This window comes from Candidatus Zixiibacteriota bacterium (assembly GCA_035574315.1).
In the GTDB taxonomy this organism is placed as follows: domain Bacteria; phylum Desulfobacterota; class Binatia; order UBA9968; family UBA9968; genus DATLYW01.
This window is the reverse complement of sequence record DATLYW010000014.1, coordinates 32,453-48,258: the sequence shown is the minus strand read 5'-3', so window position 1 is coordinate 48,258 and position 15,806 is coordinate 32,453. Positions and strand designations below refer to the sequence as shown.

16 protein-coding genes are annotated in these 15,806 nt (G+C 64.2%); 3 read left to right on the top strand and 13 right to left on the bottom strand.

Features of this window, described 5'->3' with window-relative positions; all coding sequences use genetic code 11:
• Positions 1-42: 42 nt before the first annotated feature.
• A complete protein-coding gene (locus tag VNN77_04095) occupies positions 43-420 on the top strand; it encodes a septum formation initiator family protein (GenBank protein ID HXG50574.1) in 378 nt (125 codons plus the stop codon).
• On the opposite strand, the gene VNN77_04090 is transcribed toward VNN77_04095, so the two are convergent.
• Positions 365-1,135: a protein-L-isoaspartate(D-aspartate) O-methyltransferase gene (locus VNN77_04090; GenBank protein HXG50573.1), complete on the bottom strand. Its 771-nt coding sequence runs from the start codon at positions 1,133-1,135 to the stop codon at positions 365-367. The two genes, VNN77_04095 and VNN77_04090, sit on opposite strands and share 56 nt — an antisense overlap.
• Entirely contained in the window at positions 1,098-1,481 is a 384-nt protein-coding gene (gcvH, locus tag VNN77_04085; protein ID HXG50572.1) for a glycine cleavage system protein GcvH, read from the bottom strand. Before gcvH ends, VNN77_04090 begins: the two co-directional genes overlap by 38 nt.
• A 226-nt stretch (positions 1,482-1,707) precedes the next feature.
• On the opposite strand from gcvH, the gene VNN77_04080 reads away from it, so the two are divergent.
• A complete protein-coding gene (locus VNN77_04080) occupies positions 1,708-2,211 on the top strand; it encodes a thiamine pyrophosphate-binding protein (protein ID HXG50571.1) in 504 nt (167 codons plus the stop codon).
• Positions 2,211-2,810: a thiamine pyrophosphate-dependent enzyme gene (locus VNN77_04075; protein HXG50570.1), complete on the top strand. Its 600-nt coding sequence runs from the start codon at positions 2,211-2,213 to the stop codon at positions 2,808-2,810. Before VNN77_04080 ends, VNN77_04075 begins: the two co-directional genes overlap by 1 nt.
• Before the next feature lie 3 nt (positions 2,811-2,813).
• Here VNN77_04075 and VNN77_04070 read toward each other — a convergent pair whose 3' ends face one another.
• The 11 genes from VNN77_04070 to VNN77_04020 all read right to left on the bottom strand — a co-directional run bounded on the left by VNN77_04070 (position 2,814) and on the right by VNN77_04020 (position 15,760).
• Positions 2,814-3,833 (bottom strand): lysophospholipid acyltransferase family protein, encoded by a 1,020-nt coding sequence (locus VNN77_04070; protein HXG50569.1) that lies wholly within the window; start codon positions 3,831-3,833, stop codon positions 2,814-2,816.
• Positions 3,834-4,114: 281 nt separating this feature from the next.
• On the bottom strand, positions 4,115-4,570 hold the full coding sequence (locus VNN77_04065) for a hypothetical protein (GenBank protein HXG50568.1): 456 nt from the start codon (positions 4,568-4,570) through the stop codon (positions 4,115-4,117).
• Between the two features lie 43 nt (positions 4,571-4,613).
• Positions 4,614-5,069 carry an Rrf2 family transcriptional regulator gene (locus VNN77_04060; GenBank protein ID HXG50567.1) on the bottom strand — a complete coding sequence of 152 codons (456 nt, stop codon included), beginning with the start codon at positions 5,067-5,069 and terminating at the stop codon, positions 4,614-4,616.
• Between the two features lie 4 nt (positions 5,070-5,073).
• The gene (gene nifS / locus VNN77_04055; GenBank protein HXG50566.1) at positions 5,074-6,297 is read right to left on the bottom strand and encodes a cysteine desulfurase NifS; all 1,224 of its coding nucleotides are present in this window, start codon (positions 6,295-6,297) and stop codon (positions 5,074-5,076) included.
• A gap of 27 nt (positions 6,298-6,324) precedes the next feature.
• Complete coding sequence (gene sufB / locus VNN77_04050) at positions 6,325-7,782, bottom strand: Fe-S cluster assembly protein SufB (GenBank protein ID HXG50565.1); 1,458 nt, start codon at positions 7,780-7,782, stop codon at positions 6,325-6,327.
• Positions 7,783-7,795: 13 nt separating this feature from the next.
• Positions 7,796-8,125 carry an iron-sulfur cluster assembly accessory protein gene (locus tag VNN77_04045; protein HXG50564.1) on the bottom strand — a complete coding sequence of 110 codons (330 nt, stop codon included), beginning with the start codon at positions 8,123-8,125 and terminating at the stop codon, positions 7,796-7,798.
• 21 nt (positions 8,126-8,146) lie between these two features.
• A complete protein-coding gene (locus VNN77_04040; protein HXG50563.1) occupies positions 8,147-9,337 on the bottom strand; it encodes an IscS subfamily cysteine desulfurase in 1,191 nt (396 codons plus the stop codon).
• A 120-nt stretch (positions 9,338-9,457) separates the two neighbouring features.
• Complete coding sequence (gene uvrA / locus VNN77_04035) at positions 9,458-11,983, bottom strand: excinuclease ABC subunit UvrA (GenBank protein HXG50562.1); 2,526 nt, start codon at positions 11,981-11,983, stop codon at positions 9,458-9,460.
• Positions 11,973-13,346, bottom strand: coding sequence for a phosphomannomutase/phosphoglucomutase (locus tag VNN77_04030; protein HXG50561.1), 1,374 nt, complete (start codon positions 13,344-13,346; stop codon positions 11,973-11,975). Before VNN77_04030 ends, uvrA begins: the two co-directional genes overlap by 11 nt.
• Entirely contained in the window at positions 13,343-14,365 is a 1,023-nt protein-coding gene (gene pdxA / locus VNN77_04025) for a 4-hydroxythreonine-4-phosphate dehydrogenase PdxA (protein ID HXG50560.1), read from the bottom strand. Before pdxA ends, VNN77_04030 begins: the two co-directional genes overlap by 4 nt.
• Positions 14,366-14,443: 78 nt before the next feature.
• On the bottom strand, positions 14,444-15,760 hold the full coding sequence (locus VNN77_04020) for a peptidylprolyl isomerase (protein HXG50559.1): 1,317 nt from the start codon (positions 15,758-15,760) through the stop codon (positions 14,444-14,446).
• Positions 15,761-15,806: the final 46 nt, after the last annotated feature.

Genomic DNA, 15,806 nt, shown 5'->3' with positions numbered 1-15,806 from the left:
CACAAAACCATAAAATGTGTTATATTGCCATCCGCTTCTCCGATGAGCTTTACCCCGCCATTCGTTCAACGGTGGTTGCACTACGTGCTGGGATCGGTCCTGGCGCTGCTCGCGGTACTGACCGTGGTCGGCGACCGCGGAGTGCTGCACCTGCTTCGGCTCAAAGGGGAAAAGGCCAGGCTGGACGAGCAGAACTACCGGCTGCAGAAAGAAAACGAGCTGCTCCGGCAGAAGATCCGCCGACTGCGGAGCGACAACTTCTACCTCGAGAAGCTCGCGCGCGAGGAGCTCAACCTTGTGCGCCGCGGCGAGGTCATCTACCGCTTTTCCTCTCCTCCGAACGGACCGCGCGCTGCCAGCCCGGTCAGCGGCGCTTCTTCCGCGCCTCCCCCGTCAGCGGAACGAAGAGAACCGCGGTAAAGTCCTCGGCGACCCGTTTCCCCGATAGTTTTCGGAGGCGGACCAACCGCTGCCCGCGATCGTCGCCCAGCGGGATCACGAGCCGGCCGCCTTCCGCCAGCTGCCGCCAGAGCGGCTCGGGCACCTCCGAAGCCGCGGCCGTGACCACGATGGCGTCGAACGGAGCCGCGTCCTCCCAGCCGAAAAATCCGTCTCCTATTTTCAGCCGCACGTTGTCGAATCCGAGGCGCTCCAGGACGTCCGCGGCGCCGCGGCTGAGCTCGGGGATGATCTCGACCGAGAAAACCTCGCGGGCCAGCCGGGAAAGAACCGCCGCCTGATAGCCGGATCCCGTGCCGACCTCGAGCACGCGCTCCGAGCCTTGCAGCTCGAGCAGCTGCGTCATCAGCGCGACGACGTAGGGCTGCGAGATCGTCTGGCCGCTTCCGATCGGCAGCGGGCGATCCTCGTATGCGGCGGAACGCCAGCGGGGCGGCACGAAAAGGTGACGCGGAACCGATCGCATCGCTTGCAGGACCCGGCGATCGTCGATCCCGCGCCGCCGCAGCTGCCGCTCGACCATCGCGTCCCGGGCTTCCGCGTACGCGTCCCGCTCGCTTCGCGGCTCCGGCGGAACCGCGCTGCCCCACACGACCGCGGGGGCCAGCGCGAGCAGAAGCAGCAGGGCGACGAAACGGTCAGGACCTGGGCTTGAAAACGAAATGATAGTATTCATCCATGTCCATCAACGCGTCGATCTCGGATTCGTCCTTCAGGCGAACCTCGATCAACCACCCTTCGTTATAGGGGTCTTCGTTGATGATCGATGGATGGTCCTGGAGCCGATGGTTGACGGCCAGGACCGTGCCGGAGACGGGCGCGATCAGCTCGTGAACCGTCGAGACGGATTCCAGTTCCGCGAACGGCTCGCCCTCTTCGATCATATCGCCGATTTCCGGCAGATCGACGGAAATGACACTGCCCAATTCATCCTGCAAGTAATTGGTCAGCCCGAGATGAACCTGGCGATCGTCAATCGCCACCCAGACGTGATCTTCGCTGACTTTGACGATCCTTTCCATGGCCGAAAACTCAGGTTCACTATAGGAGCTAGCTCGATTCTGTCAAGGGACTTCCGATTCAGCTACCAGCGAGTCGGCAAGTACGTACATGATGGTATCGTGGTGGCTCGCAGCCGAGATCTTCCGGGCGCGCCGCGACCTTGACAAAGGTTTGCGCGCGCAGTATCGGTCGCGAAGCCGGAAGACCGGCGACGCGGCATCGGCCGCGGAAGGATGAAGCCCGCAAATGGAGCCGCAGCAAGCAGCCGCCCGGATCCTGGCCGCGCTGAAGAGCGCCGGGATCGACTTCGTCGCGACGCTTCCCGACGAAAAGATCGCGCACCTGATTCGCTCGGTCGAGTCGGATCCTGCCGTGAAGCATGTCCCTCTCTGCCGCGAAGAAGAAGGGATCGGGATTTGCGCGGGAGCCTATCTTGCCGGCCGAAAGACCGCGATCATCATGCAAAACGGCGGGCTGCTCAACAGTTGCAACGCGCTGACCACGACCTGCCTTCAGTTTCAGATTCCGATCCTCTTGCTCGTTTATTACGCCGGCGACATCGGCGACCGCGGCTTCACCACGCTCGGGAGCGTGACCGAACCTGTGCTGCAGGGGCTGGGCATCCGCACTTACCTGTTGCGCCGGGCCGAGGAGGTCGACGAGACGATCCGAGGGGCTCAGGTTCTGGCGGAGGATTCCAAGAAACCAGTCGCTGTCCTGCTGACCAAGACGGTCCTGGAGGTTCGCTGATGCGGCGCTACGACTGCTTGAAAGCCATTGCCTCCGATACCGCGGATGCTCTGGTGGTCTGCACCGGGTGGGCCGCACGCGAATGGTGGGCGCTGCGTCCGGGTGAAGGCAACTTCAAGACCCGCACGCTCGGGCTGGTTTCTTCGGTCGCGACCGGCCTAGCCCTCGCCCTCCCGACGCGCAAGGTGATCGCGATCGACGGCGACGGAGCCTTTCTGATGAACCTTTGCGGGCTGCCGACGATCGCGTCCCAAGGCCCGCCGAACCTGATCCATCTCCTGTTCGACAACGGGTGTTATGAAGCGTCCGGGCGGATTGCGACCGCAAGCCGAAATGTCGACGCGGTAGCCGTCGCTCTGGCCTCGGGTTACAGGCACGCGTGCTGGGTGGACAGCCCGTCGTCCTTTCGCGACGAGTTCCTGAAGAGCTGGCGCCGCAACGAGCTCAGTCTTATCGCTGCCAAGGTCGAACCGGGGCAACCGGAAGGTCTCCCGCCTCTGGAGCTCGACGAGCTCGAAAACAAGTACCGGTTGATGCGCTACCTCGAACGCACCGAGGGCCGCGGCGGACCGGGACGCGGATTCGATTCGCGCTCCTGAGGTTCAAAGGCCGCCCGGCTCCGGCCGCGGGCCATCCGGGCGGCTGGCTTGCGGTTCCGAGGGTTCTCCGGCTCTCGCGCGCGGCATGCGGCCGTCGCGCGGAAATCCGAGCCAGTTCCATTGATCCGGATAACGGCGGATCATCCCTTCCAGATATCGGGTGAAGAGCGCGGTGGTCGCGGCGACGCTCTGTTCCACATCGCCCAGGCGGATCGGCTCTATTTGCGGACCGATGGATAGAACCACGGTATTGTCCGGGCGCCGGACGGCGAACATCGGCAGCGTCGGCGCCGAGGTGCGGAGCGCCAGCGCCGCCGGACCCCGCGGCGCCGACGCCTGCTGGCCGAAGAAATCCACTGCAACGCCCCCGGACTTGAACTCGTCGGCGATGACCAGCACGACGCGGTTCTGTCGCAGCGCCCGCAGAATTCCCCTGACGGCCTCGCGCCGCGGTCTTGCGGAGATGGTGTCGATCCCGACCTCGGCGCGGTAACGGTCGATCAGCTTCGCGAACCGCTCGCTTCGGGGCTGCTTGACGACCACGCTGAACGGGTACCCCGCCGCCGCGAGCCGGGCTCCGATCAGCGTGAAACCGCCTAGGTGGGCGCTGAGCGCGAGCACCCCTTTCCCTTGAGCCAGCGCGCGCCGCAGGTGCTCCTCGCCCTCGATGGCGATCGCCGCCGCGATCTCGGCCCTGGAGCGATGCACAAGCGTGGCGGTATCGAGCAGCCCCCGGGCAAAATTCTTCCACGCCTGCCAGACCAGCGCCCGCCGGGCGTCCGGCCTCGCGTACTGATCACCGATCGCGCGCACGATGTTGGTCTCCATGCGGACTCTGTAGCGCCACATCACCCAAAAGGAGACGCGGGCGAGAGCTGCCGTGAGCCCTTCCAGCACGGGGCGAGGAATCCGGGGGATGGCCGCCACAAAAGCCCGCAACGCGTACTCGGCCGCGCGGTAGCGGGCGGCGTGCCACAACCGATTCAGCCGCGACTTGCGCCTGTTGTCGGGAGCTGTTGTCATGAAACGGTTATCGTGTCGGGCGCGGGGATTTGCAAGGAAACCGGGGACTTCGTCGACAGGCAACCATCTGCTGAAACAGACTCGACGACGATAACGAGTTTGCGATTCCTGGTTTCCCGTATCGGGTTCTGATCGCTAAATCAACCGATTGAGCCGCCGCGAAGCGGCGGGTCCCGGTCCGGGCAACACGGTGCGACTCCTGCATACTAACGAACCCTTCAGTAAACGAAAAGGGCGGCGGGCCCGGCCCCGCCGCCCTTTTCGCCCCCTCTTTTTTCCGTCTAGCGCCCCGCGGCTTTCTTGAGGCGTCCGCTCCGCCGGCTGACCGGGACCCCCCTCCCCTTCCTGCGTCGGCGCGGCTGCAGCTGATAGACCTTGGCCTTGGAATGATTCTCCAGCTTCCTGGCTTTCCATTGCATGAGGCCCTGGCGGAGGTAGTTCGGATCGAAGCCGAGGATCTCGCAGACGCTGACAAAAGAGAAAAGCCAGTCGCTGTCCCTCTGGAGAATCCACTCTTCGGTCTCGCGGAACAAGGTCCGTCCCTTGCTGTCCCGCGCGAACAGGTACTTCTGAAAGCAGGCGATGGCGTCTTCAAGGACCGCGAGCAGGAGCCTCTTTTCCGGCTCGAGATGAGACTTGCGGCGAAATGTCTCCAGGTACTGTTCCGGCATCAGCGTATCCGGCTGGAACAGCGACGTCACCCGTTCTTCCATGCTCAGCCCCGTTTCGTAGGTCATTCGTACCACCTCCCTGTGGAGTGCGGCCTGCCGCGATCGGTCGTCATGCCGCACTCGAAAGAGAAGAGGAAGCGACAAACTCCCGGCATGGGGCGCGCCTCAGGTCGGCCAGCGTGGTCTTGGTAAACACCTCGGTGACTTTCCTCTGGATTTCGCTCCACACGCCCGCCATCGCGCAGCGCGGCAGCTGATCGCAGCTCACTTCCTCGTCCAGGCAGGCGTTCACCGCGATCGGCCCTTCGAGGGCCTCGATTACGTCGTAGAACGAAATTTCTTCCGGCGCCCGGGCGAGAACATAACCGCCGCACGGACCGCGTCGGGACCGGATCAGTCCTCCTCGCACCAGGGCCGGAATGATCTTTTCCAGGAATTTCTTCGGAACCCCCTGGTTCTTGGCAATCTCGCCGATCGAGCAGCATCGGCCCGGTGCCTGTCCGGACAAGTAAATGACCGCCCGCAACCCGTAGTCGACCCGCCGTGGAACTTGCATCAACCCCATGACGTTACCCCCTCGTCGACGCCGCCCGCGCCGTACGACCCGTGTCGCTCGCCTCCTGCGGGTCTCCCAACCTGCCCAGGGAAGACATGCCCCGGAGTCTTTCGACGATGACCCGCAACGTTTCGTTTACCCGCTCGACCTCCTGCTCGGTATTGAACCGGCTGAAGCTGAATCGCACCGCGCCCTGGAGCCATTCCGCCGGAACCTTCATGGCCCGCAGGACATGGGACGGCTCCGAGGAGCCTGCCGTGCACGCCGATCCGGTCGAGGCGCAGATGCCCTCCTGGTCGAGGAGCACCAGGATCGACTCGCCCTCGAGATACTTGAAGCTCACGTTCGTCGTGTTGGGCAGCCGCCGCTCCCGGTGGCCGTTGATGCGCGCACCGGGACACGACTGCAGAACCAGCGCCTCGAATCTGTCGCGCAACGCGCCAACGTACCTCGTTGTCTCGGCCAGGTGGTTGAGCGCCAGTTCCGCCGCCTTCCCCATGCCGACGATCCCCGGGACGTTTTCCGTTCCCGCGCGCCGGTTGCGCTCCTGATGCCCTCCGATCATGAACGGACGAAAGGTGATTCCGCGGCGGACGTAGAGCGCCCCGACACCCTTCGGGCCGTGAAACTTGTGCGCCGAAATCGTCAGCAAATCGACCGGCATATCTTTCACCGAGAACGGTATCTTCCCCGCCGCCTGCACGGCGTCCACGTGCAAAGGAATCCCCCTGGATTTGACGATCGATCCGATCTCCTCGATGGGGAAAACGACCCCGGTCTCGTTGTTGGCGTACATGATCGAGACCAGCGCGGTGTCGTCGGTCAGCGCCTCGGCGAGCTCGTCGAGGTCCAGCAGCCCGTCCGTGTCGACCCCGAGCCATGTTACCCGACAGCCCCGCTTCTCGAGGTGCTGCAAGAGACCGAGAACCGCGGGGTGTTCCACCTGCGTGGAGACGATATGGCGCTTCCCTTCGCGCGCCTCCAGCAGACCCCGGATCGCCGCGTTGTCCCCCTCGGTGCCGCAACTGGTGAAGATCACCTCGACCGGGTCTGCGGCACCGATCAGAGCCGCCACCTGGGCGCGCGCTTCCTCGATACGCCTGCCCACCTGGCTGCCGAAACGGTGAATGCTCGACGGGTTGCCGTACAGCTCGGTCAAAAACGGCATCATCGCCTCGGCAACCTCGGGCGCGACCCGGGTGGTTGCGTTGTTGTCGAAATAGATGACCGAATCCATCGTTGCCCTCTCGAGAGGCTCGACCGCCTAGCCGACGCTGCCTTCCAGACTGACCCCGAGCAGCTTTTGGGCTTCCACGGCGAACTCCATCGGCAGCTCCCGAAATACCTGTTTGCAGAACCCGTTGACGATCATGTTGACGGCGTCCTCGGTCGAAATTCCCCTCTGGCGGCAGTAAAACAGCTGATCCTCGCCGATCTTCGAGGTCGACGCCTCGTGCTCGACCTGCGCCGTCGAGTTCATGACCTCGAGATACGGGAAAGTGTGCGCCCCGCATTGGTCGCCGAGCAGGAGCGAATCGCACTGGGAATAGTTTCTGGCCCCCGTGGCCCCTTTCAGGATCTTCACCAGTCCCCGGTACGTGTTTTGCCCGTGGCCTGCGGAAATCCCCTTCGAGACGATCGTGCTCCTGGTGTTCTTGCCGATGTGGATCATCTTGGTGCCGGTATCCGCCTGCTGGTAGTTGTTGGTCAGCGCCACGGAATAGAACTCCCCGACCGAATCGTCGCCCTGCAGGATGCAGCTCGGGTACTTCCAGGTGATCGCGGAGCCCGTTTCGACCTGGGTCCAGGAGATTTTCGAGCGCCTGCCGAGGCACTTCCCGCGTTTCGTGACGAAATTGTAGATGCCGCCCCTTCCCTGGGCGTCTCCCGGATACCAGTTTTGAACCGTCGAATACTTGATCTGCGCATCGTCGTGCGCCACCAGCTCGACCACGGCCGCGTGCAGCTGGTTCTCATCCCGCATCGGCGCGGTGCAGCCTTCCAGGTAGCTCACGTAGCTGCCCTCGTCGGCGATGATCAGCGTCCGCTCGAACTGTCCCGTCTCCGCGGCGTTGATGCGAAAGTAGGTCGAAAGCTCCATCGGGCAGCGCACGCCCTTGGGGATGTAGCAGAACGAGCCGTCGGAGAATACGGCCGAATTCAGGGCCGCGAAGAAATTGTCCGTATACGGCACCACAGAGCCGAGGTAACGCTGCACGAGCTCCGGGTGGTTGCGGACTGCCTCGGAAAACGAGCAGAAGATGATCCCGAGCTCCGCGAGCTTTTCCTTGAAGGTCGTCGCCACCGACACGCTGTCGAAAACCGCGTCCACGGCCACGCCCGCGAGCCGCTCCTGCTCCTTCAACGGGATGCCGAGTTTCTCGTAGGTTCGCAGCAGCTCCGGATCGACCTCTTCGAGGCTCTTGACGGCAGTGCGCGCCTTCGGCGCCGCGTAGTAGATGATCTTCTGGTAGTCGATCGGCGGGTAGTGAACGTTGGCCCACTTCGGCTCCGCCTGAGACTGCTCCAGTTTCGCCCAGTAACGATACGCCCTCAGGCGCCACTGCAGCATGAACTCGGGTTCGTTTTTTTTTGCCGAGATCAGGCGGATGATCTCCTCGTTCAAGCCGGGCGGTACAGTTTCCGACTCGATTTCCGTGACAAAACCGTACTTGTATTCGCGTCGGGCCAGATCCGCGATCTTCGCGTTGCTCGTTTCCATGCCTTTCAGCTCCTCAAACCACAAACGAGCTTCCACACCCGCAGGTTCTCTTCACGTTCGGGTTTTGGAAAACGAAGCCCGTTTGCATCAGGTCCTCTCGATAGTCCAGCTCCGTGCCGCTCAGATAGAGGAGGCTCTTCATGTCGACCAGCACGCGGGCACCGTCCCTTTCGAAAACCTTGTCGGTTCCCCTGGGCACGTCGAAATCCACCCGGTACTGCAAACCCGAGCAGCCGCCTCCGACCACCTTGATCCGAAGTCCCTGTCCGTCCTTGCCCTGCGCCGCGACCAGCTCCCTGATTTTGGCGGCGGCCCGTTCCGTCAAAATCACTCCCGATGCCATTTCCTCCTCCCAAAGCTCCGTTCACGAGGCCCGCGCGGGCTTTTTCCGGTAGACCGGCGACAGATCCCTGAGCCGCCGAACCTCTTCGATCACCCGGCGCGCCGTGTAATCCACTTCTTCCTCGGTATTGAACCGCCCGATGCCGAAGCGAATGGCCGCGTGTGCGAGCTCGTCGCGCAAACCGATGGCGCGCAGCACGTGCGACGGCTCCAGGCTGGCCGAAGTGCACGCGGACCCGGTGGAAACCGCGATCTCTTTGAGCGCCATCAACAACGATTCTCCCTCCACGCCGGCGAAGCTGAGATTCAGGTTACCAGGGAGGCGCTCCGTCGAATGGCCGTTCACCGAGACATCGTCGAGGCCAGCCAGGATCTCCCGCGCCAGCTTGTCCCTCAAAGCACCCAGCCTTCGGCTTTCAGCGCTCTGCTCCTCCCGGGCGATCTCGCAGGCCTTGCCCAAACCGACGATGCCGGGGACGTTGAGCGTGCCCGACCGGATTCCCTTTTCCTGGCCGCCCCCCTCGATCAGCGGAGCGATCTTCACACGCGGCCGGGTCGAGCGAACGTAAAGGGCTCCCGCGCCCTTGGGGCCGTACATCTTATGCGCCGAAAGCGACAGCAGGTCGATGCCCATTTCCTGGACGTCGACCGGGATCCGGCCCACGGCTTGGGTCGCATCGGTGTGGAACAAAATCCCCTTTTCCTTGGCGATCCGGCCGATTTCCCTGACCGGCTCGATCGTGCCGATCTCGTTGTTGGCGATCATGATGGAGATGAGCACGGTCTTGCTCGTGACCGCCTCCCGCAGCTGCTCGATATCGACGAGCCCGGCACGGTCGACGGGCAGGTAAGTCACCCGCCATCCCTGCCTCTCAAGCGAGCGGCAACAATCCAGGACCGCCTTGTGCTCGATGACCGACGTGATAATGTGGTTTCCCTTGTCGGAGTTCGCTGCCGCGACCCCTTTCAGAGCGAGATTGTCCGACTCGGTGGCGCCGCTGGTAAAAATGATCTCCCGCGGAGAGCCGGCATGGATCAGGCGTGAAATCTGCTCGCGCGCAAGATCGACGGCGGCCTCGCTCTCCCAGCCGAAAGAGTGATTCCTGCTGGCGGCATTGCCGAATTTCTCGGTGAAGTAGGGCAGCATCGCCTCCAGCACTCTCGGGTCGACAGGAGTCGTGGCATGGTTGTCCATGTAGATTGGAAGCTTCATGGCTGGCATATCCGACTTGTTTGGTCTGAATTCACACTACCGCAGTGCCGCCAGCCTGTCAAGGCGACTTTTTGATGGGTTAACTGATTGAAAAGACGCTATTTTTCGACCAGACAAACCTCACCCGTCGGGTCCGGCTTGCAGGTAGCGCGCCAGATAAGCGCCAGTGTGTGACCCGGGGGAGCGAGCCACCTCTTCAGGGGTCCCGGCGGCAACCACCTCGCCGCCACGCTCGCCGCCCTCGGGACCCAGGTCGATGACGTAATCAGCGCTCTTGATCACGTCGAGATTGTGCTCGATGACCACCACCGTATTTCCCATGCCGACCAGCGCCCGCAGCATCTCGAGGAGCTTCTCGACATCAGCGAAGTGCAGCCCGGAAGTCGGTTCGTCGAGCAAATAAAGCGACCGGCCCGCGGTTTTTCGCGCCAGCTCCTTTGCCAGTTTCACCCGCTGCGCCTCCCCGCCGGAGAGCGTATGCGCCGGTTGTCCCAGCTTGAGATAGCCGAGGCCGACGGCGGCCAGGGTGCGCAGCTTTTGCGCGATTGCCGGAATGTTAGCGAGCAACTCAAGGGCCTGGGCGACCGTGAGGTCGAGGACGTCCGCGATACTCAGCCCCTTGAACCTGATCTCCAGAGTCTCTCGATTGTACCGCCGGCCCCGGCAGACGTCGCAGGAGACGAACACGTCGGGCAGGAAATGCATTTCCACCCGAACCAGCCCCTCGCCGGCGCAGGCTTCGCAACGCCCCCCCGGGCTGTTGAACGAAAAACGGCGGGCGTCGTAACCGCGAACCCGGGCCTCAGGGAGCCGGGCGAAGAGCTCGCGCAGCGGATCGTAAGCTCCAATATAAGTCGCAGGGTTGGAGCGCGGGGTGCGGCCGATCGGGGACTGATCGACGGCCACGACGCGCTCGAAGTTTTCCCAACCGTTCAGCTCGGCGAAATCCTCTCTCCCCCGGATTCGCCGGAGGCGGCGGGCCACGGCGGGATACAGGACATCCATCACGAGCGTGCTCTTGCCCGAGCCCGAGACTCCGGTAACACAGGTGAGAGCGCCGATCGGGATGCTGACCGTCACGGACTTCAGGTTGTGGCGCCGAACGCCCGCGAGGGTGAGAAAAGCGCCCGTTCCCGCGCTCCGCTTCTCCGGGAGCGGGATTTTTCTCCTCCCGGAAAGGAACTGTCCGGTGAGAGACTCTTCGTGACCCATGAGCTCTCGAGGAGTTCCTACCGCGACGACGCGACCACCGTCGGCGCCCGCCCCCGGTCCCATGTCGACGATCGTGTCCGCCGCCAGCATCGCCTCGGGATCGTGCTCGACGACGATGACGGAGTTCCCGGCATCCCGCAGCTGCCGCAGCAATTCGAGCAGTGCCGCGTTGTCTCGCTGGTGCAAGCCGATGCTCGGCTCGTCGAGGATGTAGAGCACTCCGGCGAGACCCGCGCCGATCTGGGTCGCCAGCCGAACCCGTTGCGCTTCGCCTCCCGACAGGGAGTCGCTCGGCCGATCCAGGCTCAGGTAGGGCAGGCCCAGCCGCTCCAGGACCCCAAGGCGACGGGAGATCTCCCTGGCGATCGGGCCCGCGACCAGAGCAGCCTTGCCGGCGAGCTGCAGACGGTCGAAGAAATCCTGCGCCGCGACGATCGACAACGAGCAGATCTCGGCGATGTTCTTGCCCGCAAGACGGACCGCCAGAGCCTCCGGCTTGAGCCGCGCGCCTTCACACTGTGGGCACCGCCCGGGAGCCGCGTGCCCTGTTCGCGACGCCTTTTCCGCCGGCAAAAAACCCAACCCGCGGCAGCGGGGGCAGGCCCCTTGGGGGCTATTGAAGGAAAAGAGTTGCGGGTGGAGTTCCGGAAGCGTCGTGCCGCACTCGGTGCAGGCAAGCCGCTGGCTGAAGCTCAGGACGCGGGCGGGCTCTGTTCCCTCTGCAACCTGCACCCGGATCATGCCTTCACCCGCCCGGGAGGCGGTCTCGAGTGAATCGGCGAGTCTCCTTCCGATCCCCTCTCGCAACGTCAGCCGATCGACCACGAGATCCAGCATCGGCGGATGGAGCCCGCCGAGCTCGAGATCCTCGGAGATTTCCCGGATCTCGCCGTGAACGCTGATCCGGGTGAATCCGGCGCGCGCGAGCTCGCGCAGCTTTGCCTGGAAGTCTCGGGCCGAACGCCCGCGGACGGGCGCCAGAACCACGATCCGAGCCCCCGCGGGAAATTCCAGCAGTCGATCGCAGACCTCTTCGATTGTCAGCGCCGAGACCTCCCTGCCGCAGCGAACGCAGCTCGGCTGTGCCGCGCGCGCGAACAGCAGTCTCAAAAAGTCGGCGATCTCCGTGGCCGTGCCGACCGTCGAGCGCGGGCCGTAGGAGCCGTGCCGGGCCTGGATCGCCACGGCCGGAGAGAGACCTTCGACCGAGTCGACGTCCGGCTTTTCGAGCTGGCGCAGGAACTGACGCGTATCCGCGGAAAGCGACTCGATGTAGCGGCGCTGGCCCTCCGCGTAAAGCAGATCGAATGCCAGCGACGATTTGCCGGAGCCCGACACACCCGTGACGACCACCAGCCGCCCGCGGGGTATCTCCAAGTCCAGGTTCTTGAGGTTGTGGACGCGTGCGCCGCGGATGACGATCTTACCGTTCATGCGACGCCGTCTCGGCGCTCCATTCGGCAAGCTTGGCTTCGACGATCTCGCGAAATCGCCGGAGCTTGTCCGCAGAGTCGGCCTCGAAGCGCAGGACCAGGGCCGGCTGAGTGTTGGAGGCGCGGACCAGTCCCCAGCCGCCGTCGAACTGGATGCGCGCGCCGTCGACGTCGATCACCTCGTACCGCTCGCGAAAATAACGCTTGGCAAGCTCGGCGATCGCGAATTTGCGCTCGTCGGGGCAGGCAACGCGGATCTCCGGTGTGGAAAAGCTCGGCGGAAGATCGGCGAGCATCGTCGACAGCGGCCGGGGAGAGCCGGCGAGCAGCTCGAGCAGGCGCAGCGACGCATAGATGGCATCGTCGTAGCCGAAGTAGCGGTCGGCGAAAAACATGTGCCCGCTCATCTCGCCCGCCAGGAGCGCGCGGGTCTCCTTCATTTTGGCTTTGAGCAACGAGTGGCCCGCCTTCCACATGACGGGCCGGCCGCCGTTTTTCGCGATGTCGTCGTAGAGTCGCTGCGAGCACTTGACCTCGGAAATGATCACGGCCCCGGGATGTCGCTTGAGAACGTCGCGCGAGAACAGCACGAGCAGCTCGTCGCCCCAGAGGATTTTTCCGTTCTCGTCGACCACTCCGATCCGGTCGGCGTCCCCGTCGTAGGCGATTCCCACGTCCGCCTTTTCCTCGGCGACCTTGGCGATCAGCAGTTCGAGATTGGCCGGCACCGTGGGATCGGGATGATGAATGGGGAAGTGGCCGTCCGGCTCGCACGCGATTTCCCAGACCGTGCAACCCGCATCCCGCAGGATCGCCGGTGCCACGGGACCCGCCACGCCGCTGCCGGCGTCGACCACCACCTTGAGCGGCCGCTTCAGCGCACCGACGTTCTCGAGAAGCAATTTCCGGTAAGGCGTCTGGATGTCGTAAACGACTGCAAGCCCGCCCGCTCTCTCCTCGAACTCCCCTCGTTCCATGCGCGTCCTGATCGCCTGGAGCTGGTCGCCGTGCAGGGTCTCCTTGCCCGAACACACCTTGAAGCCGTTGTACTCGGCGGGATTGTGGCTGGCGGTTACCTGGATGCCTCCGTCTGCATCGAGATGGAAGAGCGAGAAGTAGAGCAGCGGAGTGGGGCAGACGCCGATATCGTAGACGCGCAGACCCGCCGACACCAGCCCCGCGATCACGGCTCGGGCGTACTCTTCCGAGGTTGTGCGGCAATCCCGCCCGACCGCCACCCGGGTGCCGCCGTTCTGCCGGATCATGGTGCCGTGAACCTTCCCCAGCAACAGGGCGAACTCCTGGTCCAGCTCCTTTTCGGCCAGGCCGCGGATGTCGTATTCGCGGAAGACCGAGGGGTTCACGGCCGGCGCAACCTCCTGGTGCGCGCCAGGCGCGCCGCCAACAGAATAGCCTCCTTCATGCTGGTTTCATCCGCTTTGCCTTTGCCGGCGATGTCGTAGGCCGTGCCGTGATCCACCGAGGTGCGGATGAACGGAGGGCCGAGGGTGAGCGCCACGCCGCCGAAGAAATGGTGCAGCTTCAGCGGAATCAGGCCCTGATCGTGATACATGCAAACCACCGCGTCGTACTCGCCGCGAGCCGCCCGGTGAAACAGGCTGTCGGCGGGATGCGGGCCAGAGGCGAGGAGCCCTTTTTTCCTGGCCGCCATGACCGCAGGCGCGATCACCTCTTTTTCCTCCCTGCCGAAGATTCCCTCTTCCCCGGCGTGCGGGTTGAGAGCCGCCACCGCGATCCTCGGGCGGCCGATGCCGAACAGGTCGCGCAGGGCCCGGTGCGCAAGCTCCACTGTCGTTCGGATTCCCGCGCGGGTGAGCTTTCGAGCCACCCGGGTAAAACCCACGTGCCCGGTCACCAGAACTACGCGCAGGGCCTTTCCGATCAGCATCATCCGGACTTCGGCGGTGCGGCTGAGGTCGGCGAGAAGCTCGGTGTGGCCGGGATAATCGTAACCGGCCCGCCTGAGCAGGCTCTTGCTGATCGGCGCAGTCACCATCGCGTCGACCGCGCCGGTCATCGCGAGCCTCGCCGCCACGCAGATGTAGCGGTAAGCGGCGCGGCCGCCCGCGACCGAGGGAACCGCTGGCCTGGAGTCTTTCGCCGCCAGTGCGGAGAGCGGGCAGACGACGAAGCCGGCAGACCCCTGGAGCAGCGAAAGCAACGACTGCCCGTGCTCCCACGGCACGAGCTCCGCCCGGGCTCCCGCCGCTCTGCGCGCCCGCTGCAGGACCGCCCAATCGCCCAGGATCAGCGGATGGCAGGCGCGCCCGATCTCCGGATGATCCAGCGCCTTGAGGATCACCTCCGGACCGATCCCGGCAGGATCGCCCATCGTGATCGCAAGAACCGGTTTGCGCGACATAGACGACCGGCGGTCACCTGCCGGGAGTTCCTCGATTTGCAGATTCGGTGCGAATCCCCGGGCGGTCGCCGCTTGAGATCACCGCTTGAAGGGGTTCAATCGGTCGACGATGGTCGAGAAGAAGCCGCCGGACTCGCTCGCTTCCTGCTCTTTGGGCTCCGGGGGCTGCGCGGCCAGCACGTCGGGGACGTCGTCCGCGGCCTCGGTCGTGAACAGCGGAATTCCCAGGACGCTGACGACGTTCTTTCCGGCCAGCGGGCCACCCTGGCCGTCCTCCTCGAACGGGACCTCTTTGACGATGTAGGAAAAAGGATTGAGGTAGCTCAGGAAGCCGCGCTCCTCCGACCGGCTCGACCGCAGTGAACGGGCCGCCACCAGCGAGTTCATGGTGTCCTCGGTGGTGTCCTCGGGTTTGAACACGACGCCCGGGATCTTGATGTCCACGGTATGCTTGCGCCGCAGATCGGTCTTCAGCCACCGCAAGAATCGCTCCTCCAACGCCTTGGCGTAGAGCTCGTCTTTGATTTTCGGCCCGACGGTCGAAAGCGGCAGCACCGCTCCTTCCTCGCGGGCCTCAAGCTTGACCAGATGCACGCCCATGCTCGTGCGCAGCGGTTTGCTCACCTGCCCCACCGAAAGCCTGTCGAACGCGACCTCCTCGATCGGCTTGAGCAGCGTCCCGCGGCGCACCCACCCGATCTCGCCTCCCTGGTCCGCCCCGGCTCCGTGCGAGTGCTCGCGCGCCAGCTTGGCGAAATCTTCACCGGATGCGATGCGCTGATAAAGCTCTCCGGCCCGGGCAAGGACGGCTTTGGCCTCCTCTTCCGGGGCGTTTTCCGAAAGCGGCAGCAGAATGTGCCGCAGCCGCACCCGGTCCTCCGCCCGGTATTTCCTGGCATTGAGCTTGTAGTAGCGTTCGACGTCTTCGTTCGTGATGTTGATCCGCTGCTTGACCTGCCGGTTGATGAGCGCGCTCTTCTCGAGCTCCGCCTTCACCGCGGCGCGATAACCCGCCAGGGTTTGCCCTTCCCGTTGGAGCGCCGCCTTCAGATCGTCGTCCGAGAGGTGGTTTCGCTTCTTGATCTCCTCGATGTACTGATCGATATCTTCGTCGGAGATCTTGATTCCCGCCGTGCGGATCTCGCCTTCGAGCAGCTTCTCGGTGATGAACTGCTCCAGCACCTCGCGATCGTGGTCGTTGATCTGGTTCAGATCGCCGGAGGGGAAGTCGCGTCCGACTCTGGTCTTGGCGAAACGCGCGACGCTGGAGAGCGTGTAGGGCTCGCCGTCGATCACCGTGACGAGCTGTTCGACGACCCGCGCGTCCGCGGCAGAAGCCAGCAGGAGGGAAACCAGCAGGACGATCAGGCGGTTTTGAATCACGTGCCGCAGCATGAGAAACCCGCCGGGAACGCGCGCTCCAGGCTCAGACGTACCATAC

What these genes read in the sequence shown, in the direction of transcription:
- VNN77_04095 (HXG50574.1), top strand. Translation starts at nt 43, where the DNA reads ATGAGCTTTACCCCGCCATTCGTTCAACGGTGGTTGCACTACGTGCTG.
- VNN77_04090 (HXG50573.1), bottom strand. Translation starts at nt 1,135, where the DNA reads ATGAATACTATCATTTCGTTTTCAAGCCCAGGTCCTGACCGTTTCGTC.
- gcvH (HXG50572.1), bottom strand. Translation starts at nt 1,481, where the DNA reads ATGGAAAGGATCGTCAAAGTCAGCGAAGATCACGTCTGGGTGGCGATT.
- VNN77_04080 (HXG50571.1), top strand. Translation starts at nt 1,708, where the DNA reads ATGGAGCCGCAGCAAGCAGCCGCCCGGATCCTGGCCGCGCTGAAGAGC.
- VNN77_04075 (HXG50570.1), top strand. Translation starts at nt 2,211, where the DNA reads ATGCGGCGCTACGACTGCTTGAAAGCCATTGCCTCCGATACCGCGGAT.
- VNN77_04070 (HXG50569.1), bottom strand. Translation starts at nt 3,833, where the DNA reads ATGACAACAGCTCCCGACAACAGGCGCAAGTCGCGGCTGAATCGGTTG.
- VNN77_04065 (HXG50568.1), bottom strand. Translation starts at nt 4,570, where the DNA reads ATGACCTACGAAACGGGGCTGAGCATGGAAGAACGGGTGACGTCGCTG.
- VNN77_04060 (HXG50567.1), bottom strand. Translation starts at nt 5,069, where the DNA reads ATGGGGTTGATGCAAGTTCCACGGCGGGTCGACTACGGGTTGCGGGCG.
- nifS (HXG50566.1), bottom strand. Translation starts at nt 6,297, where the DNA reads ATGGATTCGGTCATCTATTTCGACAACAACGCAACCACCCGGGTCGCG.
- sufB (HXG50565.1), bottom strand. Translation starts at nt 7,782, where the DNA reads ATGGAAACGAGCAACGCGAAGATCGCGGATCTGGCCCGACGCGAATAC.
- VNN77_04045 (HXG50564.1), bottom strand. Translation starts at nt 8,125, where the DNA reads ATGGCATCGGGAGTGATTTTGACGGAACGGGCCGCCGCCAAAATCAGG.
- VNN77_04040 (HXG50563.1), bottom strand. Translation starts at nt 9,337, where the DNA reads ATGAAGCTTCCAATCTACATGGACAACCATGCCACGACTCCTGTCGAC.
- uvrA (HXG50562.1), bottom strand. Translation starts at nt 11,983, where the DNA reads ATGAACGGTAAGATCGTCATCCGCGGCGCACGCGTCCACAACCTCAAG.
- pdxA (HXG50560.1), bottom strand. Translation starts at nt 14,365, where the DNA reads ATGTCGCGCAAACCGGTTCTTGCGATCACGATGGGCGATCCTGCCGGG.
- VNN77_04020 (HXG50559.1), bottom strand. Translation starts at nt 15,760, where the DNA reads ATGCTGCGGCACGTGATTCAAAACCGCCTGATCGTCCTGCTGGTTTCC.